Below are 14,423 nucleotides of genomic sequence, written 5' to 3' on the forward strand. Positions count from 1 at the left end.
ATGACCCCGGAGGAGGCCGTCGGCCGGATCGAGAGCGGCATGACCGTCGGCATCGGCGGCTGGGGGTCGCGGCGCAAACCCATGGCGCTGGTGCGGGCGCTGCTGCGCTCGCCGGTCACCGATCTGACCGTCGTCTCGTACGGGGGTCCTGACGTCGGGCTGCTGGCCGCCGCCGGGAAGATCCGCAAACTGGTCGCCGCCTTCGCCACGCTCGACTCGATCCCGCTCGAGCCGCACTTCAGGGCGGCGCGCGAGCGCGGGGACTTCGAACTGGTGGAGCTGGACGAGGCGATGTTCATGTGGGGGCTGACCGCCGCCGTCCACCGGCTGCCGTTCATGCCGGTGCGGGCGGGGCTCGGCTCGGACGTGATGACCGTCAACCCCGGTCTGCGGACCGTCACCTCGCCGTATGAGGACGGGGAGGAGCTGGTGGCGGTACCCGCGCTGCGGCTGGACGCCGCGCTGGTGCACCTCAACCGCGCCGACGCGCACGGCAACGGCCAGTATCTGGGCCCCGATCCGTACTTCGACGACCTGTTCTGCGAGGCGGCCGCTTCGGCGTACGTCTCCTGCGAGCGCGTCGTGGACGGCGCGGAGTTCGCGGACGCGGGCGGTCCGCAGACGCTGCTGGTCAAGCGCCACTCGGTGACCGGCGTGATCGAGACCCCGAACGGCGCGCACTTCACCTCCTGCGCCCCCGACTACGGGCGCGACGAGGCGTTCCAGCGCGCGTACGCGAAGGCCGCCGCCGACCCGGGCACATGGCGGGAGTTCACCGACCGCTTCCTGTCAGGCGACGAGGACGCGTACCGGACGGCAGTGGCGGAGTTCGCCAAGGAGGACGCATGAGCACGGTCAGCCGAGCCGAGTACTGCGTGGTGGCCTGCGCGGAGGCCTGGCGCGGCGACGGCGAGGTCCTCGCCGCCCCCATGGGCACCGTGCCGCGCATCGGCGCCCAGCTGGCCCGGCTCACCTTCGCGCCCGAGCTGCTGCTCACGGACGGCGAGGCCATGCTGCTGGGCGACGGGCCGGGGGTGGTGGAGGGCTGGCTGCCCTACCGCCAGCACCTGGCTCTGGTGAGCGGCGGCAAGCGGCACGTGATGATGGGCGCGAGCCAGCTCGACCGGCACGGCAACCAGAACATCAGCTGCATCGGCGACTGGCACCGGCCCCGGCGGCAGCTGCTGGGCGTGCGCGGCGCCCCCGTCAACACGCTGAACAACCCCACGAGTTACTGGGTGCCTCGGCACTCCCGGCGGGTCTTCGTCGAGCGCGTCGACATGGTCTGCGGCGTCGGCTACGACCGGGCGGCCGCCGCGGGGCCGTCCGCCACGCGCTACCACCGCATCCCGTGCGTCGTGACCGACCTGGCCGTCCTCGACTTCGCCACGCCCGACCGCACCATGCGCGTACGCTCCCTGCACCCGGGCGTGACCGCCCAGCAGGTGCGGGAGGCGACCGGCTTCGCGCTCGACATCGCCGACGACGTCCCGTGCACCCGCGAGCCCACGGGCGAGGAGCTGCGGCTGATCCGGGAGGTCATCGACCCGGAGGGGCTGCGCGAGCGGGAGGTGCCCGCCTGATGGACACCCCGCTGACCGAGCTCGTCGGCGTCCGGCACCCGATCGTGCAGACCGGCATGGGGTGGGTGGCCGGCCCCCGGCTGGTGTCCGCGACCGCCGACGCCGGCGCCCTCGGCATCCTCGCCTCCGCCACCATGACCCCGCCCGGGTTACGGTCGGCCGTACGGGAGGTCAGGTCACGCACCGACGCCCCTTTCGGCGTGAACCTGCGGGCGGACGCGGGGGACGCCGAGGAGCGGGTGCGGATCATCATCGAGGAGGGGGTGCGGGTCGCGTCCTTCGCGCTCGCCCCCACACGGGAGCTGATCGCCCGGCTGAAGGACGCGGGTGTGGTCGTCATCCCGTCCGTCGGCGCGCGGCGACACGCCGAGAAGGTCGCCGCCTGGGGCGCGGACGCGGTCGTGGTGCAGGGCGGCGAGGGCGGCGGCCACACCGGGAGCGTGGGCACGGCCGTGCTGCTGCCCCAGGTCGTCGACGCGGTCGACATCCCCGTCGTGGCGGCCGGCGGCTTCTTCGACGGACGCGGTCTGGTGGCGGCGCTCGCGTACGGCGCGGCGGGGATCGCGATGGGCACCCGGTTTCTGCTGACCTCCGACAGCACGGTCCCGGACGCGGTCAAGGCCCGCTATCTGGCGGCGTCGGTCACGGACGTCACCGTCACGACCGCGGTCGACGGGCTCCCCCACCGGATGCTCCGCAGCGAGCTGGTCACCTCGCTGGAACGGTCCGGCCGCGCCACGGCGCTGGCGCGAGCCCTGCGCCACGCCGCGGCCTTCCGGCGGCTGTCCGGGCTGAGCTGGGCGCGGATGGTGCGCGACGGGCTCGCGATGAAGCACGGCAAGGAGCTGACCTGGAGTCAGGTGCTGCTGGCCGCCAACACGCCGATGCTGCTGAAGGCGTCGATGGTCGACGGCCGTACGGACAGCGGCGTGATGGCTTCCGGGCAGGTCGCCGGGGTGATCGACGACCTGCCTTCGTGCGCGGAGCTGGTGGAGCGGGTGATGGCGGAGGCGGCGGAGGTCCTGGGCCGGCTTACAGCCGCTCGATGATCGTCACGTTCGCCTGCCCGCCGCCCTCGCACATCGTCTGCAGGCCGTAGCGGCCGCCCGTGCGCTCCAGTTCGTGCAGCAGGGTGGTCATCAGCTTGGTGCCGGTGGCGCCGAGCGGGTGGCCGAGGGCGATGGCGCCGCCGTTGACGTTGACCTTCTCCGGGTCGGCGCCGGTCTCCCGCAGCCAGGCCAGCACCACGGGGGCGAAGGCCTCGTTGATCTCCACCAGGTCGAGGTCGTCGATGGTCATGCCGGTCTTCTTCAGCGCGTGCGCCGTCGCCGGGATCGGCGCGGACAGCATGCGGATCGGGTCCTCACCGCGCACCGAGAGGTGGTGGACGCGGGCGCGCGGCGTGAGGCCGTGTTCGCGCACCGCGCGTTCGGAGGCGATCAGCATCGCCGCGGCCCCGTCGGACACCTGGGAGGACAGGGCGGCGGTGATCCGGCCGCCCTCCATGACCGGTTTGAGGCCGGCCATCTTCTCCAGGCTGGTGTCCCGGCGCGGCCCCTCGTCGGCGGTGACCTCCCCGTACGGCACGAGCTCGCGGTCGAAGCGGCCCTCGTCCATGGCCCGTATCGCCCGCTGGTGGGAGCGCAGCGCGAACTCCTCCATCGACTCGCGGGTGATGCCCCACTTCTCGGCGATCAGCTCGGCGCCGTAGAACTGGTTGACCGGCCGGTCGCCGTAGCGCGCCCGCCAGCCCTCGGAGCCCGCGTAGGGGCCCTCGGTCAGCCCGAGCGGCACGGTCGCCTGACGGCTGGCGAAGGCGATCGGCACCATCGACATGTTCTGCACACCGCCCGCGACCACCAGGTCCTGGGTGCCGGAGAGGACCGCCTGCGCCGCGAAGTGGATCGCCTGCTGCGAGGAGCCGCACTGCCGGTCGACGGTCACGCCCGGGACCTCCTCGGGCAGCCCGGCGGCCAGCCAGCAGGTGCGCGCGATGTCCCCGGCCTGCGGGCCGACCGTGTCCAGGCAGCCGAGGACCACGTCCTCGACGGCGGCCGGGTCGGCGCCCGAGCGCTCCATCAGGGCGCGCAGGGCGTGCGCGCCGAGGTCGGCCGGGTGGACGGACGCCAGTCCGCCGTTCCGCTTGCCGACCGGGGTCCGTACCGCTTCGACGATGTATGCCTCGGCCATGATCGCTCCTTCAGCCCGGTGTCAGCCGGTGTAAAGCCCGGTGGTCAGGCCCGCGGGGTGATGCCGTCCAGGACCATCGACAGGTACTGGCGGGCGATCTCCTCGGGGCTGTGCTGTCCGCCCGGCCGGTACCACGAGGCGGCGACCCAGACGGTGTCGCGCAGAAAGCGGTACGCCAGCCGGATGTCGAGGTCGGCGCGGAAGACCCCCTCGGCCACCCCGCGCTCGAGCGTGCCCAGCCATGCCTCCTCGAACTTCCGCTGCGAGACGGTGAGGTAGCCGAAGCGGGGCTGGGCGGAGAGGTGCTTGGACTCCTTCTGGTAGATGGCGACCGCCGCCCGGTGCCGGTCGATCTCCCGGAAGGACTCGGTGACGAGCGCCTCGATCGTCTCCCTGGGGCCGAGCCCGGCGCCGAGCACGGCCTCGTAGCCGGCCCACAGCTCGTCGAGGAAGGTGGAGAGGATCTCGTCGACCATCGCCTCCTTGGAGTCGAAGTGGTAGTAGAGGCTGCCCGCCAGCATCCCCGCCTCGTCGGCGATGCGGCGCACGGTGGTCGCGTTGTACCCGTGCGCGGCGAACACCTCCGCCGCCGTCGAGAGCAGTTCGCGGCGTCGCCGGGGGGACGGGGTCACGGTGGTCTTCTTGCTGTTTCCGCTGGTCTTCGGCACATGACCATTGTCGCTGTCCCGGCCCTTCCGCCTCATGCGCGCTGGCTGCTGACGGACACCGTCTCGCCCGTCATGTACGAGGAGTAGCCGCTGGTCAGGAAGACGATGACGTTGGCCACCTCCCACGGCTCGGCGTACCGGCCGAACGCCTCCTTCCCCGTGAGTTCGGCGAGCAGTTCGGGGGTGGTCACCTTCACCAGGTGCGGATGCATGGCGAGGCTCGGCGCGACCGCGTTGACCCGTACGCCGTAGGCGGCGGCCTCGACGGCGGCGCAGCGGGTGAGGGCCATCACGCCGGCCTTGGCCGCCGCGTAGTGGGCCTGGCCGGCCTGGGCGCGCCAGCCGACGACGGAGGCGTTGTTGACGATGACCCCGCCGCGGCCGTCGGCCTTCATCCGGCGCAGCGCGGCGCGGGTGCAGCGGAACGTGCCGCCCAGGGTGACGTCGATGACCTTCTGCCACTGGTCGTCGGTCATCTCGGTCAGCTCGGCGGTGCCGCCGAGCCCGGCGTTGTTGACGACGGCGTCCAGGCGGCCGTGGGCCTCCTCGGCGAGGTCGAGGAGCGCTGCCACCTGGTCCTCTTCGGTCACGTCGCAGGCCGTCCCGGTGACCCGGTCCGCTCCGAACTCCCCGGCGAGCGCCGTGACGGTCTCCTTCAGCCGGCGGGCGTGGGCGTCGCCGATGACGACGCGGGCGCCTTCCTCGAGGAACCTGCGGGCGGTGGCGCCGCCGATGCCGGTGCCCGCCGCGGCCGTGATGACGGCCGTGCGGCCGGTGAGGAGGCCGTGACCGGGGACGTAGGGCGCTCGGTCGGCCTTGTTGTCCGCCTTGTTGTCCGTCACGGCGCCACGGTAACCTACCAAACACTTGTTAGGGAACGGGAGGGGGGCGGGAGCTCCGGTGGATCTCGACCTGACCGAGCGGCAGCAGGCGTTCCGGGACGAGGCGCGGCGGTGGCTCGCGGCGCATGTGCCCGCCGAGCCCCTGCCCTCCCTGGAGACCGCCGAGGGCTTCGCCGCCCACCGTGCCTGGGAGCGGACGCTCGCCTCGGACCGCTGGTCGGCGGTGAGCTGGCCGAAGGAGTACGGCGGGCGGGGCGCGTCGCTCATCGAGTGGCTGCTGTTCGAGGAGGAGTACTACGCGGCGGGCGCGCCCGGCCGGGTCAGCCAGAACGGAATCAGCCTGCTGGCGCCCACGCTCTTCGAGCACGGCACGGCGGAGCAGCGGGCCAGGGTGCTACCGCCGCTGGCCCGCGGCGAGGTCGTCTGGGCGCAGGCCTGGTCCGAGCCCGAATCCGGCTCGGACCTCGCGTCGCTGCGCTCCACCGCCGAACGCACCGACGGCGGCTGGCTGCTGAACGGCCTGAAGACGTGGTCGTCCCGGGCCGCCTTCGCCGACCGCGCCTTCGGCCTCTTCCGCAGCGACCGGGGCGCGTCGGCGCCCCATCGCGGGCTGACGTATCTGATGTTCGCGCTGCGCGCGCCGGGGGTGACCGTGCGCCCCATCGGCCGCCTCGACGGCAAGCCCGCCTTCGCCGAGCTCTTTCTCGACGAGGTCTTCGTGCCGGACGAGGACGTGATCGGCGAGCCGGGCGAGGGCTGGCGGGTGGCGATGAGCACGGCGGGGAACGAGCGCGGGCTGACCCTGCGCAGCCCCGGGCGCTTCACCGCGGCCGCGCGCCGCCTGGCGGCCCTGTGGCGCGAACAGACCGCCGACACCGCCGGCACCGCCCCTGGCGCCGACCCGGCGGCCGAAGTCCCGTCCGCGCTGCGCGACCGGGTGGCCGACGCGGTGATCCGCGCCCGCGCGTATGAGCTCTTCGCCTACGCGGCCGCCTCCCGGCTGGCCGCCGGCGGCTCCCTGGGCGCCGAGTCGAGCCTCAACAAGGTCTTCTGGTCCGAGCTGGACATCGCCCTCCACGAAACGGCCCTGGACCTGCTCGGCCCCCTCGGCGAACTGGCCGACCGGGCCTTGGACGCGCCCGCGCGCGGCGCTTGGGCGGACGGCTACACCTTCGCCCTGGCGGGCCCGGTCTACGCGGGCACCAACGAGATCCAGCGCGACATCATCGCCGAGCGACTGCTCGGACTGCCGAAGGGCCGCAGATGAGGCGGGGTCCCCTGCCGGGACGAGCGAGGAAGGGTCGGTACGGATGAGGTTCCTGCTGGACCAGGAGCAGTTGGAATTCGGCCACACCCTGGACCGTATGCTCTCCGCCGCCGGGGCCCCGGGGGCGGTGCGGGCCTGGGCGCGGGGCGAGCGCGAGCCGGGGCGGGCGGTGTGGGGGCGGCTGGGCGAGGCCGGGGTGTTCGCGCTGGCCGTTCCGGAGGAGTACGAGGGCGTGGGGCCGCTGCCGGTGGAGCTCGCGGTGGCGTACGTGGAGGCGGGCCGGCACGGGGTGCCGGGGCCGCTGGTCGAGACGGCCGCCGCAGCGGTCCTCCTCGCCGCGCTGGCCGAGCGCGGCGACGCGGCAGCGGCGGCGAAGGACTGGCTGCCGCGCATCGCGGCGGGGCAGGCGGTGGTCACGCTCGCGGCGGACGCGGGCGGTCCGTACGCGCTGGACGCGGACGCCGCCGACGCGGTGTTCGTCGTCGAGGGCGAGCGGCTGCGGGTGGCCCCGGGGCACGGGACGGTGCAGCCCTCGCTGGATCCGGCCAGGCGGCTGGCCCGGCCGCTGGGCGGCGGCGAGGCGCTGGCGAGCGGCCCCGCCGTCGCGGCGGCGGCCGCGCGCGCCGCGCACTGGGCCGCGTTCGCGACGGCCGCGCAGGCGCTCGGCACCGGGCTCGCGCTGCTGGACCGGACCGTGGCGTACGTCAGGCAGCGCACCCAGTTCGGCCGCCCGATCGGCTCGTTCCAGGCGGTCAAGCATCAGCTCGCGGACGCGGCCATCGCCCTGGAGTTCGCCCGGCCGCTGCTGTACGGGGCCGCGCTGGCGCTGGCGGGCGGCCCCGGCCGGGCCGGCGCGGAGGTCGCCGCCGCCAAGGTCGCCGCGGGCGAGGCGGCGTACGCGGCGGCCAGGACCGCGCTTCAGCTGCACGGCGCGATCGGCTACACGGACGAGTACGACCTGTCCTTGTGGATCCGCAAGGCCCGTGCGCTGCGCGCCGCTTGGGGCTCCCCCTCCGTCTGCCGCGCCCGCGTCCTGGCGCCCTGAGCGGGCGCCGCCGTGAGCGGTCAGCCGATGACAGTTCGGCCGAAGGGTGCCGTCCGCCGCACCGGGTGATCCATGCTGTGACGACCGGCCGGCACGGACCAGCGGCTCGGCGAAGAGCGACGGAGAACGAGGTATCGCGCCCATGCACCGGACCCGGCCCACATTGGAGAGCGTGGCGTTGCACGCGGGCGTCTCGCGCGCCACGGTGTCCCGCGTCGTCAACGGCTCCACCAGGGTCGGCGAGGACGCCCGCGAGGCGGTGCAGCGGGCCATCCGGGAGCTGGGGTACGTCCCCAACCAGGCGGCCCGCAGCCTGGTCACCCAGCGCACCGACTCCTTCGCGCTCGTCCTGCCCGAGGAGCCGGGCCGGGTCTTCTCCGACGACCAGTTCTTCCCCGGCCTGGTGCGCGGGGTGAGCCAGCGGCTGGAGGAGGCCGACAAGCAGCTGGTGCTGATGATGGCCCGCTCCCCCGCAAGCCGGGACCGCATCGAGCGCTTCGCCCTGGCGCGCCATGTCGACGGGGTCATGGTCGCCTCCGTACACGGTGCCGACCCGCTGCCCGCCTCCCTCGCCCGCATGGGCATCCCGGTGGTCTCCAACGAGCGGCTGCTCGGCCCGGTGTCCCTGCCGTACGTCGGTGTGGACAACGCCGGGGGCGCGGCCGCCGCCGTACGCCATCTGGTGCGCTCGGGGCGCACCCGGATCGCCACCGTCGCGGGCCCGCAGGACATGGTGGCCGGGATCGACCGGCTGGCCGGGTACCGGGCGGCGCTGGACGAGGCGCGGCTGCCCGCGACCGTCGCGGTCGGTGACTTCACGCAGGAGTCGGGCGTGGCCGCGACGCGCGAGCTGCTGCGCGAGGAGCCGGGACTTGACGCGGTGTTCGCGGCCTCCGACCTGATGGCGGTGGGCGTGCTGCGGGCGCTGCGGCAGGCCGGGCGCCGGGTGCCGGACGACGTCGCCGTGGTCGGCTTCGACGACATCGAGACCGCCGGCTACACCGATCCGCCGCTGACGACGGTCCGCCAGCCCATCGCGCGGATCGGCCGGCGGCTGGCCCACCAGCTGCTGCGCCTCGCCTCCGGCGAGCAGATCGAGCCGTCGCTGGTCCTGCCGACCGAGCTGGTGCTGCGGGAGTCGGCCTAGGCCCTGTCGTCAAAGTCCCGCCTGCCCCACGACGCCTGGCACGCGCGCTCGCTGCGTTGTCGGGATCGTCCGAGTAGGCCCACTACGAGGACGACCCTCCGCCTTGCGATCGCACGCACCAGACGCCGTGGGGCCCGCCCTGCGGGCGGACGGCGCTACTTTGACGACAGGGCCTAGCCGGCCCGATCTCCTGCGGTCAGTCCCCCGCGTACCGGGGCAGCAGGGCCCGGAACTCGCGCTCGAAGGCGTCGTAGCCGCGGCGCAGCTCGGCGCCCGGCCAGTCGGGGGGCAGCAGCCGGGTGGGCAGGACCGGGTCGGCGAGGAGGTGGCGGAGCGCGGCGGCCGCGACGGTGAACCGCTCGGCCGGTCCGTCGGCCCGCTCCAGGGCCGCCGACAGCAGCCGGGCCCGGGCCGCCCAGCCGTCCAGGTCCCACAGCCGGGCCGCGAGCCGGACCGGGTCGTCCTCAGGCGTGCCGGTGAGCCATGCGCACTGCTCGGCGGCGACGGCCGGGCGCGGCCGTAGGAGGTTGGCGGGGCGCAGCCAGGTGCCCTCCCGCAGCTCGGCCAGGCGCAGGGCGGCCATGGCCTGGCGCAGCGCGGCCCGCTCGGGGGCGGCCCGCCGGTCGGAGGTGACGACCGCGATCTCCCAGCCGCCGTCCCAGCGCCGGGTGCGGGGGGCACGGCTGTCGTCCTGCCGGGCCTGGCGGGCCAGGAGGCGGTCGGTGAGCCGGTAGGCGCCGCCGTGCTGCTCGAGGTCGCCGGCCGCGACCATGCGGGTGAGCGCGACCCGGACGGTGCCCTCCGCCGTGCCGAACAGCGCCCCCACCCGGACCAGGGCACGGGCCGGCAGCTCGGGCGGGTGGTGGCCGAGCAGGGTGCTGAGCACGATCGAGCGGGCCGTCAGCGGGCGCAGCGCGAGGGCCCCGGCGGGGCTTGGGCCGGCGGCGCCAGGAGCGGCGGCGGGAGCGGCGGCGGCGCGGGGTTCAGCGGAATCGCGGGGGCCGTGGGTGTCGCGGGTGTCGTCCATATGTGCCCGAACCCTATCCATTACAGTTCTTCGTCAAGCATGATGGAAGTGTAAGAGTGCAGGGCCCTCGCACACGAGGAGACGCCATGGGTGCCACGCATGAAGTCCTCAACCAGGCGCCGCCGCTGACCGGCTTCAGCACGGCCGACGACCCGGCGCTGCTGGAGGCCCTGCGGCGGGATGGAGGGGGCTGGGGCGAGCAGGAGGTGCGGGAGCTGGGCGCGCTGGCCGGGTCCGCCGAGGTCCAGGACTGGGCGCGGATGGCCGAGGAGCACCCTCCGGTGCTGCACACCCACGACCGGTACGGCCACCGCGTCGACGAGGTCGAGTACCACCCGGCGTACCACCAGCTGATGGCCGCCGCCGTGGCCAGCGGGCAGCACGCCGCCGCCTGGAGCGAGCCCCGGCCGGGCGCGCATCTGGTGCGCGCGGCCAAGTTCTACTGCTTCGCGCAGGCCGAGCCGGGCCATGGCTGCCCCATCTCCATGACGTACGCCTCGGTCCCGGCGCTGCGCGCCGAGCCCGAGCTCGCGGCCGCCTACGAGCCGCTGCTGGCCGCCCGCGACTACGACTTCGGGCTGCGCCCGCCGCTGGGCAAGCGGGGGCTGATCGCCGGCATGTCGATGACGGAGAAGCAGGGCGGCTCGGACGTACGGGCCAACACCACGCGGGCCCTCCCCCAGGCGGACGGCAGCTACCTGCTGACCGGTCACAAGTGGTTCACCTCCGCGCCGATGAGCGACATCTTCCTCACCCTCGCCCGGACCGACGAGGGCCTGACCTGTTTCCTGGTGCCGCGCGTGCTGCCCGACGGGACGCTCAACGCGATGCGCCTGCAGCGGCTCAAGAACAAGCTCGGCAACCGCTCCAACGCCTCCTCGGAGATCGAGTACGACGGCGCAGTGGCCTGGCGGGTCGGCGAGCCGGGCCGGGGGGTGCGGACGATCGTCGAGATGGTGAATGTGACCCGGCTCGACTGTGTCATCGGCTCCGCGGCGGGCATGCGGGCCGGGCTCCGGCAGGCCCTGCACCACGCCGAGCACCGGCGGGCGTTCGGCGCGGAGCTGATCGACCAGCCGCTGATGCGCCATGTGCTCGCCGATCTGGCTGTCGAGTCGGAGGCCGCCACGACGCTCGCGCTGCGGCTGGCGGCGGCCCTGGACCGGGCCCAGGCCGGGGACGAGTCGGAGGCGGCGCTGCGCCGGCTGGGGCTCGCGGTGAGCAAGTACTGGGTGTGCAAGCGTGGCGCCACGCATGCGGCGGAGGCCCTGGAGTGCCTGGGCGGCAACGGTTACGTCGAGGACTCCGGCATGCCGCGGCTGTACCGGGAGGCGCCGCTGCTGTCGATCTGGGAGGGCTCGGGCAATGTCGCGGCCCTCGACGTCCTGCGCGCGCTGGGGCGGGAGGCGGGGGCGCTGGACGCCTTCCTGGCCGAGGTGGACGCCGCCGCCGGGGCCGACGCGCGGCTGGACGCGGCCGTCGCCCGCCTCCGCGACCTGCTGCCGCAGCTCGCCGATCCACAGCGGGCGCAGCTGCTCGCCCGCCGCCTCGCCGAGCAGATGACGCTGGTCCTGCAGGGCAGCCTGCTGGTGCGGCACAGCCACCCGGCGGTGGCGGACGCCTTCTGCGCCTCGCGGCTCGGCGGCGACTGGGGCCACGCCTTCGGCACCCTGCCGCCCGGTGTGGACACCGGCCCGATCCTGGACCGGGTGCGCCTCAAGGACGCGCGGTGACCGTCTGCTGAGGCCGCCGGTCAAGACCCCCGTTCAAGGCCGCGGCTCTGCCGGGCGCCCAGCCCGACACGGCCACGGCCCGGACGGGGGGATTCCGCGCAAATTCACCTATTCGAGGGAATCCAGGCTGGCATGCGGCTGTAACGGGTCCGATCAGCCGAAGATCTCGGTCGTGAACCGATGGCAACGCACGTGGCGTTCAGGGATTCTCGCCACGGCTTTGGTGCTCGCCTCGACAGGGGCGGGCCCTGTGGCCGGGGCGGACCGGGCCGGGGCTGACGGGCCCGACCACTCGGCGCATGGCCCGCACGGGGGCATCCACCTCCACATCGAGGTGCGCATTCCGGGTGTTGACCTGGACTGGCCGGGGTGGTGGTGTCCAAAGCCGACGCCCACCCCCACCCAGACGCCGACGGCCACCCCGACCCCAACGCCGACGCCGACGGACACCCCCACGCCGACCCCCACGCATACGTCGACGCCGACGCCCACCCCCACGCAGACGACGGCGCCCACACCGACACACCGCCCCACCCACACCCCGGCGCCCACCCCTCCCGCGAAGCCGTCCTCGGCCGCGCCGCCCCCCGCACGCCCCACCGCTCCCCCGCCGCCCTCCCCGTCGGCCGCCAAGAAGCCGCCCAGGACGCCGACGCCGAGTTCACCGGCGCCGACCGGCCCGCCTCGTACCGCGGAGTTGAGCGCGTACCACCCGCCCGCGCCCCAGCAGTCGGGCGGCGGCGTCTCGTTGGTCACCTTCACCCTGCTGATCACCGCGCCCGCGGTGCTCGCGGCCGCCACCCTGCGCCCCCGTTCGCGCTCGCGCTCCGCCGCGCGCGGCCGCGGGTCGCGCGGCTGACGCCGCCGCCGACGACCTGACGGAGGTTGCCCATGCCCGAATGGCTGATTCTGATTCTCGTGACGGCGGGGGTCTGTGCGCTCGTCCTGGCCGTCACACTGCTGAACCAGCGGCGGGTCCCGGAGGACGACGACCCCTCCGAGACCCCCGATGTCATCGAGTACATGACCATGATGATCGGCGTGGTGTACGCCATCGTGCTGGGCCTGGCCATCGCCGGCGTCTGGGAGGCGCGCGGCGCCGCGCAGGACGGCGTGCGCACGGAGGCGCAGGCGCTGCACGAGGTGAGCGAGCGCGCGGCCGGCTACCCCGCGCCGGTGCGCGACCGCATCCGCGCGGACGCCAAGGCGTACGCGGACCATGTGGTGTCCAAGGAGTGGCAGGTGATGATCGACAAGGGCGAGCTCACCGACCGCGGCGCCACGCTGCTGGCGCAGTTGCGGCGCGATGTCACCGACTACACCCCGCGCACCGAGCGGGAGTGGAACATCTACCAGCCGCTGGTGGACCAGGTCGCCGCGGTGGACGCAGCCCGCGAGGCGCGGGCGCAGAACGCCGGGCCGACGATGCCCCACGTGGTCTGGCTGGGGCTGGTGGTCGGCGCGGCGCTGGTGGTCGGGCTGCTGTTCACGCTGCAGATCCGCCGTACACCGCGCGAGCTGGCGATGTCCGTGATGTTCTGCGCGCTGATGGTCTTTCTGCTCTTCCTGGTCTGGGACTTCGACGCGCCCTTCGGCCGGTCGGTCGGGGACGCGGCCGACCCGTTCAGAGATCTGTTTCCCAGCTGACCGGCAGGTGTTTGAGGCCGTTTTGGAAGTTGGAGGTGAGCCGCACCGGCTCGCCTGCCCGGCGCAGCCCGGGCAGGCGGGTCAGGGCGCCGCGCAGCATCGCCCGCATCTGCAGCCGGGCGAGGTGCGCGCCCAGGCAGAAGTGCGGGCCGTGGCCGAAGCTGACGTGGTCGCCCAGGCTGCGGGTGATGTCGAAGCGGTCGGGGTCGGCGAAGACCGTCTCGTCGCGGTTGGCGGAGGCGTGGTAGACGACGACCTTGTCGCCGCGCCGGATGCGCTGCCCGCCCAGCTCCACCTCGCGGGTCGCGGTGCGGCGGAAGTCGATGACGGGCGGCCAGAAGCGCAGCATCTCCTCCACCGCGGAGTCGGTCAGCTCCGGGCGGGCCAGCAGGAGTTCATGGCTCTCGGGGTGGTCGAGCAGGGTCAGCAGCCCGCCGGGGATGCCGTTGCGCAGGGTCTCGTTCCCGGCCACGGCGAAGAGGAAGAACATGTTCTCGAACTCCTCGCGGCTCAGGCCGCCCTCCCGCAGGTGGGCCATCACGGTGCCGGGTCTGGGCCGTTCGGCCAGCGCGTGGGCGTAGGCGAACATGTCGGCCAGCGCCTCGCGGGAGCGCGGGTTCATCGGCCGGCCGTCCGGGCGGGTCAGTGAGGGCGGCCGGTGGGCGAGGGCGGCGCGCCCCGTCGGGCTGAGCCCCGCGGTATCGGCGGTGCTGGAGTCGGCGTAGTCGGCGTCCTGGTAGCCGATGACCCGGCTCGCCCAGTCGAACAGCAGCCTCCGGTCGCTCTCGGGGACGCCCATGACGTGGGCCAGCGTCCACACCGGCAGATCCGCCGCGAGTTCCACGAAGTCGGCCTCGCCCCGCGGCGCCACCGCCTCGACGAGCGCCCGTGCGCGTGCCTCGATGACCGTCCGCAGCTCGCGCACCGCGCGCGGGGTGAAGGCCGCCGCGACGACGCGCCGCGTCCGGGAGTGGTCCGGCGGGTCCTGATTGAGCATCATCGCCCGGACGAACTCCAGGTCGCCGGGCGTGTCCGGGTCGCGGATCTGGGTGGCGCCCAGATGGGAGGAGAAGACCTCCGGCGTGCGCAGCACATGTTTGACGTCGGAGTGCCGGAAGACCGCCCAGAAGCCGGGGCCCGCGGGCCACGCCCCGACCGCGGGTTCCTCGATCCAGCAGACGGGGCGGGTGGCGCGCGCCTCGGCGAAGAGCGCGTACGGGACACCGGCGGCGTAGGTCTCGGGAAGGAACACCGCGTCAGGGTTCACAGCCGTG

Annotated in this window: 14 protein-coding genes; 8 read left to right on the plus strand and 6 right to left on the minus strand. The window is 74.2% G+C overall.

Annotated features, from left to right (window positions below; translation table 11 throughout):
• From ACFZDL_RS09290 to ACFZDL_RS09300, 3 genes are read left to right on the plus strand one after another with little or no spacing between them, the layout of a single operon-like run.
• Window positions 1–849 carry a CoA-transferase gene (locus ACFZDL_RS09290; RefSeq protein ID WP_353590096.1) on the plus strand — a complete coding sequence of 283 codons (849 nt, stop codon included), beginning with the start codon at window positions 1–3 and terminating at the stop codon, window positions 847–849.
• Complete coding sequence (locus tag ACFZDL_RS09295; protein ID WP_353589925.1) at window positions 846–1,583, plus strand: CoA-transferase; 738 nt, start codon at window positions 846–848, stop codon at window positions 1,581–1,583. The genes ACFZDL_RS09290 and ACFZDL_RS09295 overlap by 4 nt, the downstream gene beginning before the upstream one ends.
• Window positions 1,583–2,632, plus strand: coding sequence for a nitronate monooxygenase (locus ACFZDL_RS09300; protein ID WP_353589926.1), 1,050 nt, complete (start codon window positions 1,583–1,585; stop codon window positions 2,630–2,632). The genes ACFZDL_RS09295 and ACFZDL_RS09300 overlap by 1 nt, the downstream gene beginning before the upstream one ends.
• Here ACFZDL_RS09300 and ACFZDL_RS09305 read toward each other — a convergent pair.
• The 3 genes from ACFZDL_RS09305 to ACFZDL_RS09315 are packed head-to-tail and all read right to left on the minus strand — an operon-like array spanning window position 2,616 to window position 5,283.
• Window positions 2,616–3,773: an acetyl-CoA C-acetyltransferase gene (locus tag ACFZDL_RS09305; RefSeq protein ID WP_353589927.1), complete on the minus strand. Its 1,158-nt coding sequence runs from the start codon at window positions 3,771–3,773 to the stop codon at window positions 2,616–2,618. The genes ACFZDL_RS09300 and ACFZDL_RS09305 overlap by 17 nt on opposite strands.
• Window positions 3,774–3,817: 44 nt before the next feature.
• A complete protein-coding gene (locus tag ACFZDL_RS09310; protein WP_353589928.1) occupies window positions 3,818–4,441 on the minus strand; it encodes a TetR/AcrR family transcriptional regulator in 624 nt (207 codons plus the stop codon).
• Between the two features lie 32 nt (window positions 4,442–4,473).
• Complete coding sequence (locus tag ACFZDL_RS09315; RefSeq protein WP_353589929.1) at window positions 4,474–5,283, minus strand: SDR family oxidoreductase; 810 nt, start codon at window positions 5,281–5,283, stop codon at window positions 4,474–4,476.
• A gap of 58 nt (window positions 5,284–5,341) precedes the next feature.
• Here ACFZDL_RS09315 and ACFZDL_RS09320 point away from each other — a divergent pair, with 58 nt between their 5' ends.
• The 3 genes from ACFZDL_RS09320 (at window position 5,342) to ACFZDL_RS09330 (ending at window position 8,742) form a co-directional block, all read left to right on the plus strand.
• A complete protein-coding gene (locus tag ACFZDL_RS09320) occupies window positions 5,342–6,550 on the plus strand; it encodes an acyl-CoA dehydrogenase family protein (RefSeq protein ID WP_353589930.1) in 1,209 nt (402 codons plus the stop codon).
• Between the two features lie 43 nt (window positions 6,551–6,593).
• On the plus strand, window positions 6,594–7,595 hold the full coding sequence (locus ACFZDL_RS09325) for an acyl-CoA dehydrogenase family protein (protein ID WP_353589931.1): 1,002 nt from the start codon (window positions 6,594–6,596) through the stop codon (window positions 7,593–7,595).
• Between the two features lie 142 nt (window positions 7,596–7,737).
• A complete protein-coding gene (locus ACFZDL_RS09330) occupies window positions 7,738–8,742 on the plus strand; it encodes a LacI family DNA-binding transcriptional regulator (RefSeq protein ID WP_353589932.1) in 1,005 nt (334 codons plus the stop codon).
• A 196-nt stretch (window positions 8,743–8,938) separates the two neighbouring features.
• Here the strand turns inward: ACFZDL_RS09330 and ACFZDL_RS09335 are convergent, their stop codons facing one another.
• Complete coding sequence (locus tag ACFZDL_RS09335; protein WP_353589933.1) at window positions 8,939–9,769, minus strand: PaaX family transcriptional regulator C-terminal domain-containing protein; 831 nt, start codon at window positions 9,767–9,769, stop codon at window positions 8,939–8,941.
• Between the two features lie 86 nt (window positions 9,770–9,855).
• Here ACFZDL_RS09335 and ACFZDL_RS09340 point away from each other — a divergent pair, with 86 nt between their 5' ends.
• Window positions 9,856–11,502: an acyl-CoA dehydrogenase family protein gene (locus ACFZDL_RS09340; protein ID WP_353589934.1), complete on the plus strand. Its 1,647-nt coding sequence runs from the start codon at window positions 9,856–9,858 to the stop codon at window positions 11,500–11,502.
• A 153-nt stretch (window positions 11,503–11,655) separates the two neighbouring features.
• Here the strand turns inward: ACFZDL_RS09340 and ACFZDL_RS09345 are convergent, their stop codons facing one another.
• The gene (locus ACFZDL_RS09345) at window positions 11,656–12,303 is read right to left on the minus strand and encodes a hypothetical protein (protein ID WP_353589935.1); all 648 of its coding nucleotides are present in this window, start codon (window positions 12,301–12,303) and stop codon (window positions 11,656–11,658) included.
• 90 nt (window positions 12,304–12,393) lie between these two features.
• Here ACFZDL_RS09345 and ACFZDL_RS09350 point away from each other — a divergent pair, with 90 nt between their 5' ends.
• The gene (locus ACFZDL_RS09350; RefSeq protein WP_353589936.1) at window positions 12,394–13,149 is read left to right on the plus strand and encodes a hypothetical protein; all 756 of its coding nucleotides are present in this window, start codon (window positions 12,394–12,396) and stop codon (window positions 13,147–13,149) included.
• Here ACFZDL_RS09350 and ACFZDL_RS09355 read toward each other — a convergent pair.
• Window positions 13,127–14,416 (minus strand): cytochrome P450, encoded by a 1,290-nt coding sequence (locus tag ACFZDL_RS09355; RefSeq protein ID WP_353589937.1) that lies wholly within the window; start codon window positions 14,414–14,416, stop codon window positions 13,127–13,129. The two genes, ACFZDL_RS09350 and ACFZDL_RS09355, sit on opposite strands and share 23 nt — an antisense overlap.
• Between the last annotated feature and the right edge of the window lie 7 nt (window positions 14,417–14,423).

It is taken from the genome of Streptomyces sp. NPDC007917 (genome assembly GCF_042959105.1).
Taxonomy (GTDB): Bacteria; Actinomycetota; Actinomycetes; order Streptomycetales; family Streptomycetaceae; genus Streptomyces.

Coding starts and splice junctions, on each gene's coding strand:
- ACFZDL_RS09290 (WP_353590096.1), top strand. CDS start 1: ATGACCCCGGAGGAGGCCGTCGGCCGGATCGAGAGCGGCATGACCGTC.
- ACFZDL_RS09295 (WP_353589925.1), top strand. CDS start 846: ATGAGCACGGTCAGCCGAGCCGAGTACTGCGTGGTGGCCTGCGCGGAG.
- ACFZDL_RS09300 (WP_353589926.1), top strand. CDS start 1,583: ATGGACACCCCGCTGACCGAGCTCGTCGGCGTCCGGCACCCGATCGTG.
- ACFZDL_RS09305 (WP_353589927.1), bottom strand. CDS start 3,773: ATGGCCGAGGCATACATCGTCGAAGCGGTACGGACCCCGGTCGGCAAG.
- ACFZDL_RS09325 (WP_353589931.1), top strand. CDS start 6,594: ATGAGGTTCCTGCTGGACCAGGAGCAGTTGGAATTCGGCCACACCCTG.
- ACFZDL_RS09330 (WP_353589932.1), top strand. CDS start 7,738: ATGCACCGGACCCGGCCCACATTGGAGAGCGTGGCGTTGCACGCGGGC.
- ACFZDL_RS09335 (WP_353589933.1), bottom strand. CDS start 9,769: ATGGACGACACCCGCGACACCCACGGCCCCCGCGATTCCGCTGAACCC.
- ACFZDL_RS09340 (WP_353589934.1), top strand. CDS start 9,856: ATGGGTGCCACGCATGAAGTCCTCAACCAGGCGCCGCCGCTGACCGGC.
- ACFZDL_RS09350 (WP_353589936.1), top strand. CDS start 12,394: ATGCCCGAATGGCTGATTCTGATTCTCGTGACGGCGGGGGTCTGTGCG.